The sequence below is a fragment of the Cellulosimicrobium sp. KWT-B genome (assembly GCF_002127155.1).
Taxonomy (GTDB): domain Bacteria; phylum Actinomycetota; class Actinomycetes; order Actinomycetales; family Cellulomonadaceae; genus Cellulosimicrobium; species Cellulosimicrobium funkei.
Map to the genome: position 1 here is coordinate 389383 of NZ_NEDO01000002.1, position 19147 is coordinate 408529.

The 19147-nt window shown below is 74.8% G+C and carries 17 protein-coding genes; 7 read left to right on the forward strand and 10 right to left on the reverse strand.

All coding sequences use genetic code 11. The features are described 5' to 3' along the window. Positions 1 to 102: 102 nt before the first annotated feature. Together B9L22_RS07945 and B9L22_RS07950 are read right to left on the reverse strand one after the other, a co-directional pair. The gene (locus B9L22_RS07945; RefSeq protein WP_086149929.1) at positions 103 to 978 is read right to left on the reverse strand and encodes a dihydrodipicolinate synthase family protein; all 876 of its coding nucleotides are present in this window, start codon (positions 976 to 978) and stop codon (positions 103 to 105) included. A 164-nt stretch (positions 979 to 1142) separates the two neighbouring features. Beyond that, entirely contained in the window at positions 1143 to 1805 is a 663-nt protein-coding gene (locus B9L22_RS07950) for a GntR family transcriptional regulator (RefSeq protein ID WP_021483304.1), read from the reverse strand. A gap of 110 nt (positions 1806 to 1915) precedes the next feature. Between B9L22_RS07950 and B9L22_RS07955 the strand changes: the two genes are divergently transcribed. Beyond that, a complete protein-coding gene (locus B9L22_RS07955) occupies positions 1916 to 2923 on the forward strand; it encodes a LacI family DNA-binding transcriptional regulator (RefSeq protein ID WP_086149930.1) in 1008 nt (335 codons plus the stop codon). Positions 2924 to 2930: 7 nt separating this feature from the next. On the opposite strand, the gene B9L22_RS07960 is transcribed toward B9L22_RS07955, so the two are convergent. Further along, positions 2931 to 3923 carry a ketose-bisphosphate aldolase gene (locus B9L22_RS07960; RefSeq protein ID WP_086149931.1) on the reverse strand — a complete coding sequence of 331 codons (993 nt, stop codon included), beginning with the start codon at positions 3921 to 3923 and terminating at the stop codon, positions 2931 to 2933. 83 nt (positions 3924 to 4006) lie between these two features. On the opposite strand from B9L22_RS07960, the gene B9L22_RS07965 reads away from it, so the two are divergent. After that, positions 4007 to 5065, forward strand: a complete 1059-nt coding sequence (locus tag B9L22_RS07965; RefSeq protein ID WP_076404334.1) for a LacI family DNA-binding transcriptional regulator — start codon at positions 4007 to 4009, stop codon at positions 5063 to 5065. Positions 5066 to 5121: 56 nt separating this feature from the next. Here B9L22_RS07965 and B9L22_RS07970 read toward each other — a convergent pair whose 3' ends face one another. The 5 genes from B9L22_RS07970 to B9L22_RS07990 are packed head-to-tail and all read right to left on the reverse strand — an operon-like array spanning position 5122 to position 10490. After that, on the reverse strand, positions 5122 to 5766 hold the full coding sequence (locus B9L22_RS07970; protein WP_021483183.1) for a class II aldolase/adducin family protein: 645 nt from the start codon (positions 5764 to 5766) through the stop codon (positions 5122 to 5124). Continuing rightward, entirely contained in the window at positions 5763 to 7262 is a 1500-nt protein-coding gene (locus B9L22_RS07975; RefSeq protein WP_086149932.1) for an L-fuculokinase, read from the reverse strand. The genes B9L22_RS07970 and B9L22_RS07975 overlap by 4 nt, the downstream gene beginning before the upstream one ends. Beyond that, positions 7259 to 8185 (reverse strand): carbohydrate ABC transporter permease, encoded by a 927-nt coding sequence (locus tag B9L22_RS07980; protein ID WP_086149933.1) that lies wholly within the window; start codon positions 8183 to 8185, stop codon positions 7259 to 7261. The genes B9L22_RS07975 and B9L22_RS07980 overlap by 4 nt, the downstream gene beginning before the upstream one ends. After that, entirely contained in the window at positions 8182 to 9150 is a 969-nt protein-coding gene (locus tag B9L22_RS07985; protein WP_083711552.1) for a carbohydrate ABC transporter permease, read from the reverse strand. Before B9L22_RS07985 ends, B9L22_RS07980 begins: the two co-directional genes overlap by 4 nt. 2 nt (positions 9151 to 9152) lie before the next feature. Continuing rightward, positions 9153 to 10490: an ABC transporter substrate-binding protein gene (locus B9L22_RS07990; protein WP_031316944.1), complete on the reverse strand. Its 1338-nt coding sequence runs from the start codon at positions 10488 to 10490 to the stop codon at positions 9153 to 9155. Positions 10491 to 10949: 459 nt separating this feature from the next. On the opposite strand from B9L22_RS07990, the gene B9L22_RS07995 reads away from it, so the two are divergent. Further along, a complete protein-coding gene (locus B9L22_RS07995) occupies positions 10950 to 12512 on the forward strand; it encodes an FGGY-family carbohydrate kinase (protein WP_086150222.1) in 1563 nt (520 codons plus the stop codon). Beyond that, positions 12509 to 14158: a fucose isomerase gene (locus tag B9L22_RS08000; protein WP_086149934.1), complete on the forward strand. Its 1650-nt coding sequence runs from the start codon at positions 12509 to 12511 to the stop codon at positions 14156 to 14158. The genes B9L22_RS07995 and B9L22_RS08000 overlap by 4 nt, the downstream gene beginning before the upstream one ends. A 120-nt stretch (positions 14159 to 14278) precedes the next feature. On the opposite strand, the gene B9L22_RS08005 is transcribed toward B9L22_RS08000, so the two are convergent. Then, the gene (locus B9L22_RS08005) at positions 14279 to 14746 is read right to left on the reverse strand and encodes a VanZ family protein (protein ID WP_143317176.1); all 468 of its coding nucleotides are present in this window, start codon (positions 14744 to 14746) and stop codon (positions 14279 to 14281) included. 119 nt (positions 14747 to 14865) lie between these two features. Between B9L22_RS08005 and B9L22_RS08010 the strand changes: the two genes are divergently transcribed. Together B9L22_RS08010 and B9L22_RS08015 are read left to right on the forward strand one after the other, a co-directional pair. Next, a complete protein-coding gene (locus tag B9L22_RS08010) occupies positions 14866 to 15858 on the forward strand; it encodes a TIGR03885 family FMN-dependent LLM class oxidoreductase (protein WP_086149936.1) in 993 nt (330 codons plus the stop codon). Then, positions 15855 to 17558 carry an alpha-amylase family protein gene (locus tag B9L22_RS08015; RefSeq protein WP_086150223.1) on the forward strand — a complete coding sequence of 568 codons (1704 nt, stop codon included), beginning with the start codon at positions 15855 to 15857 and terminating at the stop codon, positions 17556 to 17558. The genes B9L22_RS08010 and B9L22_RS08015 overlap by 4 nt, the downstream gene beginning before the upstream one ends. A gap of 91 nt (positions 17559 to 17649) precedes the next feature. Here the strand turns inward: B9L22_RS08015 and B9L22_RS08020 are convergent, their stop codons facing one another. Further along, positions 17650 to 17877 (reverse strand): hypothetical protein, encoded by a 228-nt coding sequence (locus tag B9L22_RS08020; RefSeq protein WP_051028580.1) that lies wholly within the window; start codon positions 17875 to 17877, stop codon positions 17650 to 17652. A gap of 128 nt (positions 17878 to 18005) precedes the next feature. Between B9L22_RS08020 and B9L22_RS08025 the strand changes: the two genes are divergently transcribed. Continuing rightward, entirely contained in the window at positions 18006 to 19142 is a 1137-nt protein-coding gene (locus B9L22_RS08025; protein ID WP_086149937.1) for a low specificity L-threonine aldolase, read from the forward strand. Positions 19143 to 19147: the final 5 nt, after the last annotated feature.

Below are 19147 nucleotides of genomic sequence, written 5' to 3' on the forward strand. Positions count from 1 at the left end.
GCTGATCTCAGTGTGGGGGCTCCGGGTCTCAGCGGCGAGGGCCCGGGCCCCTCCCGCGGCACCCGTCCGGGGTGCCGCGGGTCGAGCGGTTCGGAGCGGGGGTCAGGCGGCCGCGAGGTCGTGCCCGGCGGCGGCGAGTGCCGCGCGGATCTCCGCCTTCACGGCGTCAGACGGCGGGTCGACCGGCATGCGCGTCGTCCCGCCGGGCAGACCCTGGACGTCGAGGCCGTACTTGAGGCGGGCGATGCTGGGCCCGAGCGCGGCGACGAGCCGCTGGACGACCGCCTGCGCCCGCACGACGGCGGCCGCGTCGTCCGCGGCGAGCGCCGCCCGCAGGTCCGCGAACGCGCGCGGCGCGACCCCGGAGACGCCGGACACGGTCCCGCGCCCACCGGCCGCGACGACGTGCGGGAGGTCGGCGTCGTTCCCCGACCAGAGCGCGAGCCGCGGGGCCGCGGACCGGTACGCGTCGACCCGGGCCGAGGCGGCGCCGGACGTCTTGACGCCGTCGAGCCCGAGCTCGGCGAGCACGGCGAGGAGCTCGGGCGAGACGTCGGAGCACGCGACGTCCGGGAAGACGTAGGCGTAGAGCTCGCCGTCGGTCGCGGCCCGCAGGGCGGCGTAGTAGCGCACGACGCCCTCGTCGCTCGCCGTGAGGTAGTAGGGCGTGATGGCGGCGAAGCGCCGGACGCCGGCGTCCTCGGCCGCGCGCAGGTGGTCGAGCGCCTCGTGCACGGAGGCGGCACCGACGTGCGCGATCGTCCGGTCGGGGCCGAACACGTCGGCCGCGGTCCGCACGAGCGCGGCGCGCTCGGCGGCGTCGAGGGCCGGGAACTCGCCCGTCGTGCCCACGGCGAACACCCCGTCGACCTCCGGCTCCACGTGGGCGAGCAGCACGCGCAGCGCCCCGAGGTCGAGCGCACCCGACGCGTCGTAGGTCGTGACGGGCGGGGTGATGATCTCCGGTGCCGTGGTCATGGCACGTCTCCTTCGGTCTCTCGCGTCGCTGCGCGGGCGCTGCTTCGCGCCGCCGTCAGGATGGCACCGTTTACTGTTAACAGTCAACCGTCAACGAGAAGACGTTCCTGCGGCACGACGACGCCCCGGCCTGCCGAGGCAGACCGGGGCGTGCGGGAGGGAGCTCAGCGGCGCGGCTGCTGCAGCGCGTCCTTCATGCGGCGGCGCGAGCCGGCGAGGTGCTCGTCGAGGTAGGCCAGCGCCTCGTCGAGGCGCGGCGTCCGGATCGCGTCGAGCAGCCGCTCGTGGTCCGCGCACGACGGGTGCAGGTCGACGTCCTGCTTGTTCGTCTCCTGGAGCATGACCGCGAACGTGGGCTCGATCTGCTCCCACAGCGTGCGCAGGCGGCGGTTCGGCACGGCGGCGTACAGCGTGGAGTGGAACGCGAGGTCGTGGGCGGCGTACGTGTACCAGTCGCCGGCGTCCGCCGCCTCGCGCATGCCGGCGAGAGCCGCCTCGCTCGCGGACCAGTCGACCTCGTCGGCGTGCTCCGCCGCCGCGCGCACGGCGACCGCCTCCAGGGCGCTGCGCACGTCGTACAGCTCGTCGACGTCGGCGGCGCCCACGCCGCGCACGACGTAGCCGCGGCGCTCGGACTCGACGAGGTGCTCGGCCGCGAGGACCCGCAGCGCGTCGCGGACGGGCCCGCGCGACACGTCGTACTGCCGCGCCACGCCCTCCTCGACGAGCCGCTCCCCCGGCGCCAGCTCCCCCCGGACGATCGCGACCCTCAGGACGTGGGCGAGACGATCCCCCAGCGACCCCGCACGCACCGTGTCGACCGACACCCTCGCCCCTTCGTCCCCACGCCCGACGGGGCCGGCGACCGGCCCCATGACCGGACCATTGTGCCGCAGGCGCGCGGGTGGGACCCGGGCGCCCGGCTACGCTCGCGGGCATGACCCGCATCGTCGACGTCGCCCGGCACGCCGGCGTGTCCACGGCCACCGTCTCCCGGGTCCTCAACGGCAAGACCGTCCGGCCGGAGCTCGCGGCCGCCGTCCGCGCGGCGGTCGAGGACCTCGGCTACGCCCCGGACCGCACGGCGCGGTCCCTGCGCCGCCGGTCGAGCGACGTCGTCGCGCTCGTCCTGCCCGACGTCGAGAACCCCTTCTTCACGGCGGTCGCGCGCGGCGTCGAGGACGTCGCCCAGCAGGCGGGCTACTCCGTCGTCCTGTGCAACACCGACGACGACCCGGCGAAGGAGGAGCGCTACCTCGCCGTCGCCGAGCGCGAGAACATGGCGGGGGTCGTCCTGGCCCCGGCCACCGACGCGCCCGAGACCGCCGCCCTGCGCGCCCGCCGTCGGGCCGTCGTCGTCATCGACCGCCGGGTGCGCCAGGACGTGGACCAGGTCGTGTTCGACAACGTCGCGCTCGGGCGCCGCGCCGCCGCGGAGCTCGTCGAGCGCGGGTTCCGCCGGGTCGCGTGCATCACCGGGCCGCGCGGCACGAGCACGGCGGTCGAGCGCGCGGACGGGTGGCGCGAGGCGCTCGCCGAGGCCGGGCTCTCCCCCGACGGGCTGCTCGTGCACGCGAACTTCCGCGTCGACGGCGGCCACGGGGCGGCCGTCGACCTGCTCGCCCGGCCCGACCCGCCCGACGCGATCCTCGCCACCAACAACCTCGTGGGCGTCGGCGTGCTCCGGGCGCTCGCCGAGGCGCACGGCCGACCCGCGGCGTCGGCCACCGACGCACGGGCCCGCGGCGCCGGCGACGGGCCCGCCGTCGGGGTCGGCATCGTGGGCGACCTGCCCTTCGCGACGTCGCGCACGTCCGACGTCGCGCTCGTCCCGCTCGACCCCCGGGCGCTCGGCACGACGGCCGCGCGGATCCTGCTCGACCGGCTGGCCGGCGCCGACGACCCGGCGCGCCGCGTCGTCCAGGGCACGCCCGCCGGGCCGTGAGCCGGCCTCAGCCCGCCGCCGGGGCGCCCGCGGCGGCGGGCAGCACGTCGGACGCGCGGCCGGCCTGGCCGAACAGCACCATGCGCTCCTCGACGAGCCGCTGCGCCCACTCCCGGCCGAGCGCGAGGTAGCGCGCCGGGTCCACGTCGCCGGGCGACGCGGCGAGCGCGACGCGGACGCCCGCCGTGAACGCCATGTAGTGGTCCATGCCCTGGTTGATCTTGCGCACGCCGAGGCTCGCCGCCCGGGCCTTCTCGGCGTCGGGGACGCCCCACGACTCCGGCAGGTCGCCGCCGTGCGCGTTGATGGTCGCCCGGAGGTCGGCCGGGAGCCCCGACGAGCCGTGCATGACGAGGTGCGTCCCCGGCACGCGCCACGCGATGCGCTCGACGAGGTCCATGTGCAGGACGGAGCCGTCGGGCGGGCTCGTGAACTTGTAGGCGCCGTGCGAGGTCCCGATCGCCACGGCGAGGGCGTCCACCCCGGTGCGGCGCACGAACTCCTCGGCCTGCTCCGGGTCCGCGAGGACGATCTCCGCGTGGCTGCGCCCGTCCTTCGAGCCGCCGATCGTCCCCAGCTCGCCCTCCACGGACACGCCGTGCGCGTGCGCGTGCTCGACGACGCGCCGCGTCACCGCGACGTTGTCCTCGAAGGCGGCGGGGCGGCCGTCGGGCCCGAGGGAGCCGTCGATCATGACGCTCGTGAACCCCGCCGCGACGGCGCGTGCGCACGTCGCCTCGTCGGGGCCGTGGTCGAGGTGCAGCGCGACCGGGACGTCGGGGTACGCCGCGATCGCCGTGCGCAGGGCGGACCACCACAGCGCGTCCGAGGCGTACGGGTGGGACCCGGCCAGGGTCTCGACGATGACGGGGCTCTCCGTGGCGCGCGCGGCGTCGAGCACCGCCGTCGCCATCGCGAGGTCCGCGACGTTGAAGGCGCCGACGCCGTAGCCACCCCGGGCGGCGGCGTCGAGCAGGGTACGGTTCGTGACGAGGGTCATGGCTGACCTTCCTGTCGTGTCGTCGGGAGCGTGCCGCCCGGGCGGACGGCGGCGGGTGCGGGCGAGCGACGGGCGGAGGCGACGTGACGCAGGACGACGACCGGACCGCGGGAGCGGGTGGCCGGTCCGTGCGGCTCGCCGACATCGCGGCGCGCGCGGGGGTGTCCATCAAGACGGTGTCGCGCGTCGTCAACGACGAGCCGCACGTCGCTGCCGCGACGCGGCGCCTCGTGGAGGACGCGATCGCCGAGCTCGGGCTGGAGGGCGAGTCCCGCCCGCGCGGCCGCAAGCGGCGCACGGGCGTGGTCGGGCTGGTCTTCCCGGACGTGCGCAACGACTACTTCGCGGCCGTCAGCCGCGCGCTCCAGGAGCGGCTCGCCAACGTGAGCCCCACGCTGCTGTCGGCGGACTCGGACGACGACCTGCACACCGAGGAGGCGATCCTCACCGCGTTCCGTCGGCTCGACGTCGACGGCATGGTCATCTTCCCGACCGGCGCCCCGGGCCTCGTGGAGTTCGCGCAGTCGGTGCCGACCGTCGTCGTCGACCGCACGGTGCCGTCCGTGCGCGGCCTCGTCGACCACGTGCTGCCGGACGCGCGGCACGCGGCCGAGCAGCTCACGCTGCACATGATCGAGCAGCACCGCGTGCAGCGCGTGTGCCTCGTCGCGGGCGACCTCGCGGTCTCGACGCTGCGCAACCGGCACACCGCGTTCCAGCGCGTCGTCAGCCGGACGGGGACGGAGAACCACGTCCTCGCCGGCCTCACGACGTCGGAGGAGGCGGCGACCGCGGCGTACTCGCTCTTCCGGACGCTCGAGCCGCCGTTCGGCGTGCTGGCGACCAACAGCCTCATGTTCTGGGGCGTGCTCACCGCGGCGCAGCGCCTCGGCCTCAAGGTGCCGTCCGACGTCGTGCTGACGACGTTCGACAACGTGCCCGGCGTCGGGACGACGGGCCTCGTGCCCACGAACGCCGTCGCGCCGGCGGCGACGCTCGCCGCCCGGACGGTCCAGCTCCTCACGGAGCGCATGAACAACCCGTCGCTGCCGCCGCGCCTGCTCGACATGGACTACGACATCGCCTACGGCACGACCTGCGGGTGCGTGCCGATCGACCCGGCGCGCAACGTCCTCGGCTAGGCGGCCCGGCCGGGCGGGGCGCCCGACCGGACCGGGTCGCCGCGCGCCGGGCCCGCTCACAGCGTGTGCGTGATGCCCAGCGACGCGTAGTCGAGGACGATCGGGTCGTCCGTCACGGCGCGCGCCGCGGAGAGCACCTTCGCCGCGCTCTCGACCGCGACGCTCGTCTTGAACGCGTCGCGCAGGTTCGGCCCGACCGTGAGCAGGCCGTGGTTGGCCCAGACGACGGCGTTGCGGTCCTCGAGGTACCGCGCCATGTCCCGGCCGAACTCGGTCGAGTTGCTCAGCGCGAACGGCATGACCGGCACGTCGCCCTTGGTGTAGATGACCATGTTGACGAGCGCGCCGCGGATCGGCTCGCCCAGCACGCCGAACACGTTCGCGTACGTGGGCTCGGTGTGGACGATGGCCTGGACGTCGGGGCGTGCGGCGTAGACGGCGAGGTGCACCGTCACCTCCGACGACGGCTGGAGCCGCCCCTCGACGACGTTCGCGTCCTCGTCCACGACCACGAGGTCGTCCGGCGTCATGCGGTCGTACTCGAGGTCGGTCGGGGTGATGAGGAACGTCGACGTGCCCGGGATGCGGAGGCTGATGTTGCCCTGCGTGTTGAAGTTGAGCCCGAGCTTCACGGACTCCAGGCAGTACGCGAGGACGTCCTCGCGCGCGGCCTGCAGGTCGAACGTGTCCAGCGTGGTCATGCGATCTCCTTGAGTGCGGTGCCGTCGACGGTCTCGACGGCGAGGGACGTGCTGACGGGGGTGAGGAGCTGGTGCAGCGAGTCGAACGTCGCGCGCTGCCGCGCGTACCATCCGGCGTGCCGCGGGTCGGGGCTCGCCTCGTGCACGACGGCGGGGGCGGGCAGGTCGAGCACGCTCGCGAAGGTGCCGGCACCGAGCGCGGCGAGGAGCGCGGCGCCGCGCCCCGCCGCCTCCCGCACGACGGCGCGCAGCGGGACCCCGGCCGCGTCGGACCGGGCCTGGAGGGCGCCGAGGTTGGCCGAGCCGCCGCCGACGGCGTGCACGTCCACCGGCTCCACCCCGCGCTCCGCGAGCGCCGCCCGGATCTTCGCGAGCTCGAAGCCGGACGCCTCGACGAACGCGCGCGCGATCTGCGCCGTCGTCGTCTCGAGCGTCAGGCCGAGGAGCGCGCCCCGCGCGGCGGGGTCGTTGTCGAGCGTGCCCGACCCGGCGAGGTAGGGCGCGACCAGGAGCGGGGGCGGGTCGACGGCGCCGACCTCGTAGAGCGACGCCCACGGGTCGATCCGGTCGTGGTGGACGATCGACGAGAACCAGTCGAGCGCGAAGCCGCCCGCCGCCGTGCCCGCGAGCGTGACCCACAGGTCCGCTCCCACGGGGTAGGTCGCGAGCCCGGTCCCGCCGAGCCGCTCCGGCCGGGCGCGCGTGCCCACGGTGAGGCAGTCGCTCGACCCGAACGAGAACACGGCGCGCAGTCCGGGGCGTCCGCCCCCGCCGAGGAAGGCCGCGGCCTGGTCGTGCACGCCCGCGACGACGGGCGTCCCGGCGCGCAGCCCCGTCCGGGCGGCGGCGTCCGCGGAGACCGCGCCGATCACGTCGCCCGCGGCGACCACCGGGGACAGGAGCGCGGCGGGCACGTCGAGCGCGTCGAGCACCGCGTCGGACCAGGCGCGCGTCCGGACGTCGAACGCCCCCGTGCGGGACGCCATCGTCAGGTCCACGGCCGGCGCCGCGCCGAGCCGCGTCGCGACGAAGTCGTCCAGGGTGCGCACCGCGGCGGGCAGCGCGCCGTCGGGCAGGAGCCCGCGCACCTTGTGCACGGAGAACATCGGGTGCAGCGGCTGGCCCGTGATCTCCTGGACGGCGTCGCCGCCGAGCAGCTCGCGGAGCCGGTCCGCCGAGCCCGCGCCCCGGCCGTCCATGCTCAGCGGGGCGGGGCCGAGCGCGCGGCCCGCGCGGTCGACGGGCACGACGGCCTCGCCGAGCGTCGAGAAGGACAGGGCCTCCACCGGGTCCGCGGCCACCGCGGGCTCGGCGACGACGTCGCGCACGAGCGCCTCGACGCCGTCGAGCACGGCCTCCGCGTCGACGTGCGCGCGCCCCGGCGCGGGGCGCACGACCGTCGTGCGGCGCGAGCGCGCGACGAGCTCGTTGCCCCCCTCGTCGTAGACGCCGACGCGCGTCCCCGTGGTCCCGAGGTCGATGCCGAGGTAGCTCACTTGACCGACCCCGCGAGACCGTTCACCAGGTACCGCTGGATGAACAGGTAGACGACGACGATAGGCACGGAGATGAGCACGAGCACCGCGAACAGCGCGCCGGGCTGGCTCAGGTAGATCCCGCGGTACGCGAGGGGGACGAGCGTCAGGGGCTTGAGGTCGTTGTCGCTGATCGCGACGAGCGGCAGGAGGAAGTCGTTCCACGTCATCATGAGCTGCCAGATCACGACGACCGCGGCGGCCGCCTTGCCGAGCGGGAAGTAGATGCGCCAGAAGATCGTCCACGCGGACGCGCCGTCGACGAGCGCGGCCTCGTACGTCTCGTCGGGGATCGCGAGGTAGGTGGTGCGGATCATGATCACGGCGAACGGCAGGCCGAGCGCCGTGTAGGCGAGGACGAGCCCGAGCAGCGAGTCGTAGAGGCCGATCGCCTGGAGGATCTTGAAGACCGCCACGACGATGCTCGCCATGGGCAGCACGAGCGCGAGCAGCAGCCCGACGAACACGACGCCCCGGAACGGCACGCGCAGGCGGGCGAGGGCGAACGCGGTCATGGAGCCGAGGAGGACGACGAGGAGGATCGACGGGACCGACACCAGCAGGCTGTTGAGCAGGTGCTGGAGGATCGGGTTGGTCTCGAAGATCGTCACGTAGTTGCGCAGCGTCGGCTCCTCGGGGAGCAGGCCGAGCGCCGTCGTCGAGGGGTTCGACGTGGGCAGCAGCGAGATGCCGACCACCATCACCACGGGGACCATCCACAGCGCCGCGAGCGGTCCGAGCACCCAGTGCGACCACCGCGGCGGGGCCTCGACGTCCTTGCTGCGGCCGTGGCCGCGCCGACGGCGGACGGGGGCGGCGGGCGGCGTGGTGGTGCCGTCGGCCGCGCGCCGCGCGCGGTCGGTGCCGGAGCTGAGCGCCGTCATGACTTCTCCCCCGTGATGAACCCGGCCCCGAACGTGCGCAGCATCGCGACGGACGAGCCGATCGCGAGGACGAGCAGGACGACGGAGATCGTCGCGCCGTAGCCGAACGACTGGAGCTGGAAGGCTTCCTTGAACATGTACGTGGGCATGAGCTCCGACGCGTGGTTGGGCCCGCCCTCGGTGAGCACCCACACGAGCTCGAAGGTCTTGAGCGAGCCGATGATCCCGAGCAGGACGAGCGAGAGGTGGGTCGGCTTGAGGAGCGGCAGGACGATGCGCCGCACGAGCGCCCAGCCGCTCGCCCCGTCGATGCGCGCCGCCTCGAGGACGGAGTGGTCGAGGAGCTGGAGGCCGGCGAGGTAGAACAGCATGGAGAAGCCCGACCACATCCACACGTTGACGACGATCACCGTGACGATCGCCGTCGACGGGTCGGACAGGTAGGGGCGCGTGAGGACCTCGAGGCCGGTCGCCCGCCCGAGCTGTGCGAGGACGCCGTTGAACGGGTCGAGCAGGCGCTGCCAGACGATGCCCACGACGACGGGCGACAGGACGGCCGGCAGGAAGAAGATCGCGCGGTACACCGTGCGTCCCCGCAGCCGGGTGTTGAGCAGCCAGGCGAGCGTGAAGCCGATGACCGCCTGCGGGACGATCGTCAGGAGGATCCACAGCAGCGAGTTGCGCAGCGTGATGTGGAAGACCGGGTCCTGGGCGAGGTCCGCGTAGTTCTGGACGCCGACCGGCGTCCCGGCGTTGACGCCGTCCCAGTCGAGCGTGCTCGCCTGGACGTTGAACACGATCGGGTACACGACGAACACCGCGAAGAGCAGGAGGGCGGGCGCGATGAAGCCGAGCGCGACGAGCTGCTGGCGGCGACGCGTGCCGCGTCCCGTCGACGTCGTCGCGCGCGGCCCGGCGACCCGCGGCGTCGCCGCCGCGGGTCGCCCGGAGACGAGGGCTGCCATCGTCAGCCCAGCCCGTCCTGGACCGCCTGGACCTTCGCCGCGGCCTCCTCGGGGGTCGACTGCCCGGCGGCGACCGCGGACAGCGCGTCCGCGACGGCCGTGTCGATGTCCGGCGACTCGAAGTAGCGCGAGTACTGCACCTCGGGCATCCAGTCCTCGGTGAACGTCGTCCACATCTCGCGCTGCTTGTCGCTCGTGAACTCCTCGGGGTCGAGGCCCTGCACGGCGGGCAGGTCGTTGAACGTGTTGATGAGCACCTGGGCGCCGTCCCCGGCGATCCAGTCGGTGAGGACCTGGCACGCCAGCTCGGGGTTCTTCGCGTCCTTCGAGATGCCGAGCGCGACGTCGATGCCGCCGACGAGCTGCGGCTCGGGCGCGCCGCCCGGGATCGTCGGGAACAGGAAGGGCTCGTAGCCCTCCATGCCCTGCGAGAGCGGCGGGATGTCGGCGCGCGAGGGGTCGGACTGCTGGATCCACCAGGCCCCGAGGGGGATCATCGCGGCGTTGCCCGCCTCGAACTGGTTGACGCCGTTCGGGTAGGCGTCCAGCGCGAGGGCGCCCTGCTGGGCGATCCCGTCGGTGAAGAGCTTCTGCCAGTACGTGAACGCCTCGACGATCCCGGGGTCGGTCCACGACGCCTCGCCCGACTCCGCCTGCTGGACGAGGCCCGGCTCGACGTTGTTGGCGATCTGGAGGAAGACGACGTTGCGCAGCCACGAGTCCTTGGCGGGCAGCAGGAACGGCGCGGCCGAGCCGCCGCCGAGCGCGTCGACGGCGCTCTCGAGCTCGGCCCACGTGGCCGGGGGCTCGACGCCCGCCTCGTCGAGGAGGTCGGAGTTGGCCCAGAGGTTCACGGTCTGCACGAGGAGCGGCAGCGCGTAGTAGCTGTCGTCCCCCTCGGGGTTGCCCATCCGCGCCTGCTCGAGGCCGATCGGGAAGAACTTCGACTCCCAGTCGTCACCCCACGTGTCGGCCGCGCACTCCTCGAGCGGCATGAGGTTCTCCCGGTACTGCTGGGTCAGCGCGCCGGGCTGCAGGCCGACGATGTCGGGCATGGTGCCCGAGCTCGCGCGGGTCTGCAGGTCCACGACGTACTCGGGGTAGTTGAAGATCGTCGAGTCGATCGTGACGTCGGGGTTCGCGGTGGTGAACGCGTCGATCATCTGGCGCGTGGTCTGCTCGATCGGGCTCCAGGAGCGGAACGTCACCGTCGTCCCGCCCTCGCCCCCCTGGCCCGACTGCTCGGGGTCGGCGCTGCCGGCGCACGCCGCGAGCGACGTGACGATCGTGAGCGCGACGCCGGCCTGGATGCCGCGCCGCGCAGTTCGGGGAAGCTTCATCGCGTCCGTCCTCTCTCCGTCGTTGGATGCGAGGGCCTCATCGAACGTCTCCCCGCCGGGACCGTCAACGGGTCGAGCCGGGGTGCGGCGGCCCGCGGCGCGCCGTGTCGTCCGTGTCCTGTCCGGCCGCCGCGACCCGGTCCGGCGGACGCCGACAGCGCGTCACGGCGTCGAGCCGACAGCGGGATGTCCGTTGTCCGACACGGGTCCCGGGCCCGGCCCCGCGGTCCCGCGGCTGGGGGCCGCGCCGCGGACCGGTGGCCCCGCGCTGACAACGGGCCCCGGGTCGGTTGTCCGGGACGCGGGCGCGCCGCCGAGCCGCTCCGCGCCGCTCGGCCAGGCCCGAGGTCACAGTTCCGTGACGCCCGGATTCGTCTCACTTTTTGAGACAGCCAAGGGCAACGTCGCAGGTCGCGGGACCGGTTGTGTCTGTAATCGATTTCTGCCATGCTGGTCGGCATGCCCTCCCCCACGACCCCCGGCCTCGTCGGCGTCGACGTCGGGACGTCGAGCACCAAGGGCGTGCTCGTCGGTCCGGACGGCGCGATCCTGCGCTCGACCACGCGCGCGCACGTCGTCGACCGGCCGCAGCCCGGCCATGTCGAGATGGACGCCCAGGTCTGGTGGGACGAGCTCGTCGACGTCGTCACCGAGCTCACGGCCGACCTCGCCCCCGGTGCCGTCCGCGGCCCCGACGTCCCGGCCGACCTCGAGGTCGCCGCCGTCGGGCTCTCCGGCATGGGCCCGTGCGTGCTGCTGACCGACGAGCAGGGGACCCCGGTCCGCCCGGCGATCCTCTACGGCGTCGACACCCGGGCGACGGAGCAGATCGCCGAGCTCGACGAGGCACTCGGGCGCGCGACGGTCCTCGACCGGTGCGGCTCGGCGCTGTCGTCGCAGGCCGCCGGGCCCAAGATCGCCTGGGTGCGGAGGCACGAGCCCGAGGCCTGGGCGCGCGCCCGCCGCCTGTTCATGCCGGCGTCGTACCTCGCCTTCCGCCTCACCGGCGCGTACGTGCTCGACCACCACTCGGCGTCGCAGTCGACGCCCCTGTACGACCCGCGCGACCACGACTGGATCGGCGAGTGGGCCGCGCTCGTCGCGCCCGGCTTCGAGCTGCCCGCGCTGCGGTGGCCCGGCGAGGCGGCAGGGGTCACCCGCGAGCGCCTCGCCGGGGTGGCCGCCGGCACGCCCGTCGTCGCCGGCACCATCGACGCCTGGTCGGAGGCCGTGAGCGTCGACGCGACGCACGTCGGCGACCTCATGCTCATGTACGGCACGACGATGTTCCTCGTCGCCACGGTCGCCGAGCCGCTGCGCAGCGAGACGATGTGGGGCACCGTCGGCGCCTACCCCGGGACCCACAGCCTCGCCGGGGGCATGGCGACGTCGGGCGCCGTCACGTCGTGGCTGAAGGACCTGACCGGCGCGGACTACCCCGAGCTGCTCGCCGAGGCCGCGGCCAGCGGGCCCGGTGCCCGCGGGCTCCTCCTGCTCCCCTACCTCGCGGGCGAGCGCACCCCCGTCCAGGACCCCGACGCACGCGGCGTCGTCGCCGGCCTCACGCTCTCGCACACGCGCGGCGACCTCTACCGCGCGGCGCTCGAGGCGACCGCGTTCGGCGTGCGGCACAACGTCGAGACCCTGCGCGCGGCGGGCGCCGACGTCTCCCGCGTGGTCGCCGTGGGCGGCGGCACCCAGGGCGACCTCTGGACGCAGGTCGTCTCCGACGTGACGGGGCTGCCCCAGGTCGTCCCCACGAGCACCATCGGCGCGAGCTACGGCGCCGCGATGCTCGCCGCCGGGCTCGTGCACGAGCAGGGGCACCTCCTGGACGTCGCGGCGTGGAACCCGCCCGCGCGGGTCGTGCGACCGGACCCCGCGGTGCGCGGCGTCTACGACGAGCTCTACGGCCTGTACCGCGACCTCTACCCGGCGACGCGCGATGTCGTGCACGCGCTCGCCCGCCGGGCCGCGCCCCCCGCCCCCGACCGCACCGCCCTCGAAGGAGCACCCGCATGACCAGCAGCACCTACGCCGTCCCCACGCTCGCGCCGGAGCCCCAGGCCCCCGAGCGCACGGTCTACCTCGTCGCGTCGGGCGACCTGCGCGAGTCCGCGAACGTCGCGGGCTGGCCCACGCAGGTGGAGCTCGAGCGCGTCCTCACCGACGCGTTCGCCGCGAACGGCTGGAAGGTCGTGCGGGCCAACGACGTGGATCCCGAGACCGGGCACGGGTTCATCAGCTCCCAGCGCATGGGGCTCGAGGTGTTCGCGACGATCCCGCCCGACGCGCCGCTCGTCGTCGCGGAGGCCGTGTGGCAGTACAGCCACCACGTGCTGGCCGGGCTGCGCACGCACCGCGGCCCGGTGCTCACCGCCGCCAACTTCGCGGGCGACTGGCCGGGGCTCGTCGGGCTGCTCGGCCTCAACGCGGGCCTGACGAAGATGGGCCGCCCCTACTCGACCGTGTGGACGGTCGACGGGAGCGACGCCTGGTTCCAGGACGCGATCCGGTCGTGGGTCACGACGGGCACGATCGAGCACGACGAGTCGCACGTCCACGCGCTCCCGGAGCTCCCGGACAGCGCCGAGAAGCAGCTCGGCGAGGCGCTCGCCGCCCAGCTCCTGCGCGAGAAGGCGATCATCGGCGTCTTCGACGAGGGCTGCATGGGGATGTACAACGCGATCTTCGACGACGAGCTGCTCAACGGCCTGGGCATCTACAAGGAGCGGCTGTCGCAGTCGGCGCTCTGGGCCGAGATGCAGCGGGTCGGCGACGACGAGGCGGACGCGGTCCAGCGCTGGCTCGAGGACGCGGGCATGACGTTCCGGCTCGGCACCGACGAGGCGACGGAGCTCACCCCCGCCCAGCTGCGCTGGCAGCACAAGATGTACATCGCCGCGCTGCGGATCGCCGACGACTTCGGGCTCGACGCCGTCGGCATCCAGTACCAGCAGGGGCTCAAGGACATCTGCCCGGCGTCGGACCTCGCGGAGGGCCTGCTCAACAACGTCCAGCGGCCGCCGGTCCGCTCGCGCGACGGCCGTCGGGTGCTGTGGGACGGCGAGGCGTTCCCGCACTTCAACGAGGCGGACGAGGGCGTCGCCGTCGACGCGCTCGTGACGAACCGCGTGTGGACCGCGATGGGCCTCGACCCGGCGACGACCCTGCACGACGTGCGCTGGGGCGAGGAGCACGACGGCCGCTTCGTGTGGGTCTTCGAGATCTCGGGCTCCGTGCCCGCCTCGCACCTGGAGGGCGGGTACGCGGGTGCCGAGGGCTGGCGCCAGGACCCGGTGTTCTTCCCGGCCGGCGGGTCGACGATCAACGGCGTGTCCAAGGCGGGCGAGATCGTCTGGTCGCGCGTCTACATCGCCGACGGCGTGCTGCAGGTCGACCTCGGCCGGGCCTCGGCCGTCTCCCTGCCCGCGGAGGAGACCCGCCGCCGCAAGGAGGCGACGAACCCCGAGTGGCCGATCATGCACGCCGTGCTGCACGGCGTGAGCCGTGACCAGTTCATGGCCCGCCACAAGGCGAACCACCTCAACGTCGCGTACGCGCCCGACGCCGCGACGGCCGACCGCGCGCTCGAGGCGAAGGCCGCGTTCTTCGCCGCGCTCGGCATGCCCGTCCACCTGTGCGGGGACACGGCGCTCACGCGCTGACCCCCGCTCCCGCGACCCCGGGCGGGTCGCTCCGCCGCGCTCGTCCCCCGGCCGCGGCGGGGCGGCCCGTCCGGTCTCTTGCCCGGTCTCTTGCCTGGTCTCGTGCCCGGCCCCGCGCCGTCAGCGGGCCGGCCTCGGGGCACGGGCGGGCCGCCGGCGCGCGAGCCCGCCCACGACGAGGGCGACGAGCACGGCGCCCAGGAGCGCGCCGGCCGTGTTGAGGACGACGTCCTGGACGGTCGGGACGCGGCCGGGCAGGAGGTTCTGGGTGAGCTCGATCGCGACCGAGAGGGCGCAGCCCGCGAGCGTCACGAGCCCGACGGCGCGCCACGTGCTCGGGACGGCGCCGCCCCGGCGGGCGGCCGCGCCCCGCAGGAGGGGCACGCCGAGCACGCCGAACGGCCCGAACATCACGACGTTGGCGAGCGCCTCGAGCACCGGCAGCGTGATCGGGATCCCGAGGCCCTGGAGGAAGCCGAGCGTGGACGTCGCCCAGCCGGGCGCGTCGGTGGACTGCGGCGACGGCCAGAGCGTCACGACCAGGACGGCGGCGAGATAGACGGCGAACGTCCAGGTCAGCAGGCGCATCCCGTCAGCGTACGGGCGCGCGTCCCGGGCGCGCCGGGCCCCGCGGAGCGGCCACGGAGCCTCCACCGTTCCCCCTCCTCGCCGCGCGTGGGACGGCGAGGGTCGGTTCACTGGGCGCCATGGTCACCGTCGGCTTCCACGCCTCCCACGAGCAGCTCCCGCCCGGCCCCCTCCTCGCCGCGGCCCGCCGCGCCGAGCAGGTCGGCTTCGACGCCGCCATGTGCTCCGACCACCTGGCCCCCTGGAGCGAGCGCCAGGGCGAGTCCGGGTTCGCGTGGTCGTGGCTCGGCGCCGCGCTCGCGACGACCGCGCTGCCGTTCGGCGTCGTCACCGCCCCCGGCCAGCGCTACCACCCGGCGATCGTCGCGCAGGCGATCGCGACGCTCGGCGCGATGTTCCCGGGCCGGTTCTGGGCCGCGCTCGGCTCGGGCGAGGCGATGAACGAGCACGTCACGGGCGACCGCTGGCCCACGAAGGCCGAGCGCGACGCCCGCCTGCGCGAGTGCGTCGACGTCATCCGGGCCCTCCTCGCGGGCGAGGAGGTCACGCACCACGGGCACGTCACGGTGGACAGGGCACGCGTGTGGTCGCTGCCCGACGTCGCGCCGCGGCTCGTCGGTCCGGCCGTCACCCCCGCCACGGCGCGCCGCCACGCCGACTGGGCCGACGGCCTCGTCACCGTGAACCAGCCCGTCGAGTCGCTGCGTCAGGTCGTCGGCGAGTACCGCGACGCGGGGGGCCGCGGGCCGCTCGCGCTGCAGGTGCACGTCGCGTGGGGCACGGACGACGAGGCGGCGTTCGCCGTCGCGCACGACCAGTGGCGCTCCAACCTCCTGCCGCCCAGCGTCAACTGGCACCTCGAGACCCCGGAGCAGTACGACGCGGTGGCGGAGCTGGTGCGCCCGGAGGAGGTGCGCGGCACGGTGCTCGTCGAGCACGACCCCCAGCGGCTCGCGGACCGCGTCGCCGAGCTGGTCGCGTGCGGGTTCGACGAGGTGTACCTGCACCACGTGGGGCAGCAGCAGGACGCGTTCCTCGACGCGGCGGGCGAGACGCTCCTGCCCCGGCTGCGCGAGGCGTGCGCCGCCACGACCGACGGGGGTGCGGCGTGAGGATCCGCGACACCGGCGACCTGTGGTGGAAGAACGCGGTCGTCTACTGCCTCGACGTCGAGACCTTCATGGACTGGGACGACGACGGGATCGGCGACTTCCCCGGCCTGGTCCAGCGGATCGACCACCTGGCCGACCTCGGGGTGACGTGCCTGTGGCTCATGCCGTTCTACCCGACGGCCGACCGCGACGACGGGTACGACATCACCGACTTCCTCGGCGTCGACCCGCGCCTGGGCGACCTGGGCGACGTGGTCGAGCTCGTGCGGACCGCGCGCGACCGGGGCATCCGCGTGATCGTGGACCTCGTCGTCAACCACACGTCCGACCGCCACCCGTGGTTCCGCTCCGCGCGACGGTCCACCACCTCCCCGTTCCGGGACTACTACGTCTGGCGGTCCGACGAGCCGCCGTCGACCAAGGACCAGGTCGTGTTCCCCGACCAGGAGGAGGGCATCTGGACCCTCGACGAGGCGTCGGGCGAGTGGTACCGGCACCGCTTCTACCGGCACCAGCCCGACCTCAACACCGCGAACCCGCAGGTGCGGGACGCGATCGCCAAGACGATCGGGTTCTGGCTGGAGCTCGGCATCTCCGGCTTCCGCGTCGACGCCGTCCCCTACGCGCTGACCGACGCGGCCGCGAACCCGGGCGACGAGATCGACGACCCCCACGACCTGCTGCGCGTGCTGCGCGCGTTCGTCGGGCGGCGGTCGGGCGACGCGATCCTCATGGGCGAGGTCAACCTGCCGTACGAGGAGCAGGCGCGCTACTTCGGGGACGGCGACCCGACCGACGGCGACCCCGGCGGGGTGACGAGCAACGAGCTGACGCTCCAGTTCGACTTCAACGCGATGCAGGCGCTGTACCTGGCGCTCGCCCGGCACGACGCGACCCCGCTCGCCGGGTCGCTCGCCGCCCGTCCGCCCATCCCCCGCGACACCCAGTGGGCGACGTTCGTGCGCAACCACGACGAGCTCACGCTCGACAAGCTCACGGACGACGAGCGCGCCGAGGTCTTCGCCGCGTTCGGGCCCGCGGAGGACATGCAGCTCTACGGGCGAGGGCTGCGACGGCGGCTGCCCCCGATGCTGGGCGGCGACCCGCGCCGGCTGCGGATGGTGTACTCGCTGCTCTTCTCGCTGCCGGGCACGCCCGTGCTGTTCTACGGCGAGGAGATCGGCATGGGCGAGAACCTGGACGTCCCGGGGCGCTTCGCCGTGCGGACGCCCATGCAGTGGACGTCGGGGCCGAACGGCGGGTTCTCCCGCGCTCCCGCGCGCCGGCTCGCGGCGCCGCTGCCGGGCGACGGGTACGCGCCCGAGCACGTCAACGTCGCCGACCAGCGCCGCGACCCGGACTCGCTGCTCACGTTCGTGCGGATGCTCGCGCACCGCTACCGCGAGTGCCCCGAGCTGGGCTGGGGCGACGCGCAGGTGCTCGACTCGCCCGAGCCGTCCGTGCTGGCGCTGCACACCACCTGGCAGGACGCCTCGATGGTGACGCTGCACAACCTGTCGCCGGACCCGGTCGTCGTGCGGGTGCCCCTGGGTGACCTCCCGGAGGACGCGCGCCTCGTCGACGTCCTCGACGCGGACGACGTCGAGCCCGCGCCCGACGGGACCGCCGAGGTGCGGCTCGACGGCTACGGGTTCCGCTGGCTGCGCGTCACGCCGCCCGGGTCGCGACGGCTCCTCTGAGCCGGCGCGGCCGGGGCGTGCGCGGGTCGGTCGGCCGGGTGCCGACCGGGCGTCAACCAGGGGCGTGAGCCCGGGGAGTGAGCCGGGGGCGTCAGCCGTGGGTCGGCTCGTCGGGGCCGACGGGCCGGCCCGGCGACGACGGCCGGTCGGGGACGTCGGGCGACGGGTCGGCCGGCCCGCCCGGGACCGGGTCGGCGTGGCTCGGGTCGTGCGGCGGCGTCGACGGGTCCGGGGGCGGTCCCGGCGACTTCGGCGGCTCCACCGTCGGCTCCGCCGGGGAGCCCGGGCCCGTGCCGGGCTGGTCGGGGTTCGTGGTCATGGCTGCACCTCCGTGCTTCACGCGCTGCGCGCGGTCCACGGGACGCGCACCGCGTCCCTCCTCGACGCTAGGCGCGCCCCGGCCCGCTCGCGCGCGGCCGGGCCGCCCCGCCGACCTACGCTGGGCACGTGACCTCGTTCGCCTCGGACAACTACTCCCCCGCCCACCCCGACGTCCTCGCCGCGCTCGCCGCCGCGAGCGCCGGGCACGAGATCTCGTACGGCGAGGACCCGTGGACCGCGCGCCTGCAGGACGCCGTGCGCGCGCGGTTCGGGCCCGACGCCACCGCGTACCCCGTGCTCACGGGGACGGGCGCGAACGTCGTCGCGCTCATGGCGACGCTCCCCCGCTGGGGCGCCGTCGTGGCGTCCGAGCACGCGCACCTCAACACGGACGAGAACGGCGCCCCCGAGCGGGTGGGCGGCGTCAAGGTGCTCACGGTGCCGGCGCCCGACGGGAAGCTCACGCCCGCCGCCGTCGAAAGGTTCGCGGGCGACCTCGGCGACCCGCACCGCGCGCAGCCGCTCGTCGTGTCGCTCACGCAGTCCACCGAGCTCGGCACGCTCTACACGGCCGACGAGATCCGGGCGGTGGCCGACGCCGCGCACGCCCGCGGCATGCGGGTGCACCTCGACGGGTCGCGCCTCGCGAACGCCGCCGCGGCGCTCGGCGTCCCGCTGCGCGCCCTGACGACCGACGCGGGCGTGGACGTGCTGTCGTTCGGCGGCACCAAGAACGGGCTCGCGCTCGGCGAGGCGGTCGTCGTGCTCGACCCGTCCGCGGTCGACGGCGTCGAGTTCGTGCGCAAGTCGACGATGCAGCTCGCGTCGAAGATGCGCTACGTCTCCGCGCAGCTCCTCGCGCTCTTCGAGCCGGTCGGCGACGTCGTCGCCGAGGTGGACGAGGTCGCCGACGCCGACGAGCTCTGGCTCCGCAACGCCCGCCACGCGAACGCGATGGCCGCGCGGCTGCGCGCGGGGCTCGCGGACGCCGTCGTGCCGGCCGCCGTCAGGCCCGACGACGCCGCCCCGGGCCCGGCAGCGGGCCTCGCCTTCACCCAGCCCACGCTCGTCAACGCGGTCTTCGCGACGCTCCCGCGCACGGCGGTCGCGCGCCTGCGCGAGCGGCACCGGTTCTACGGCTGGGGGCCGGGCGAGACGCCCGACCGCGTCGAGGTCCGGTGGATGTGCGCGTGGGACACGACCCCGGGCGACGTGGACGGGTTCGTCGCGGACGTGCGGGCCGCCCTCGCGGTCGCGTCGTGAGCGGG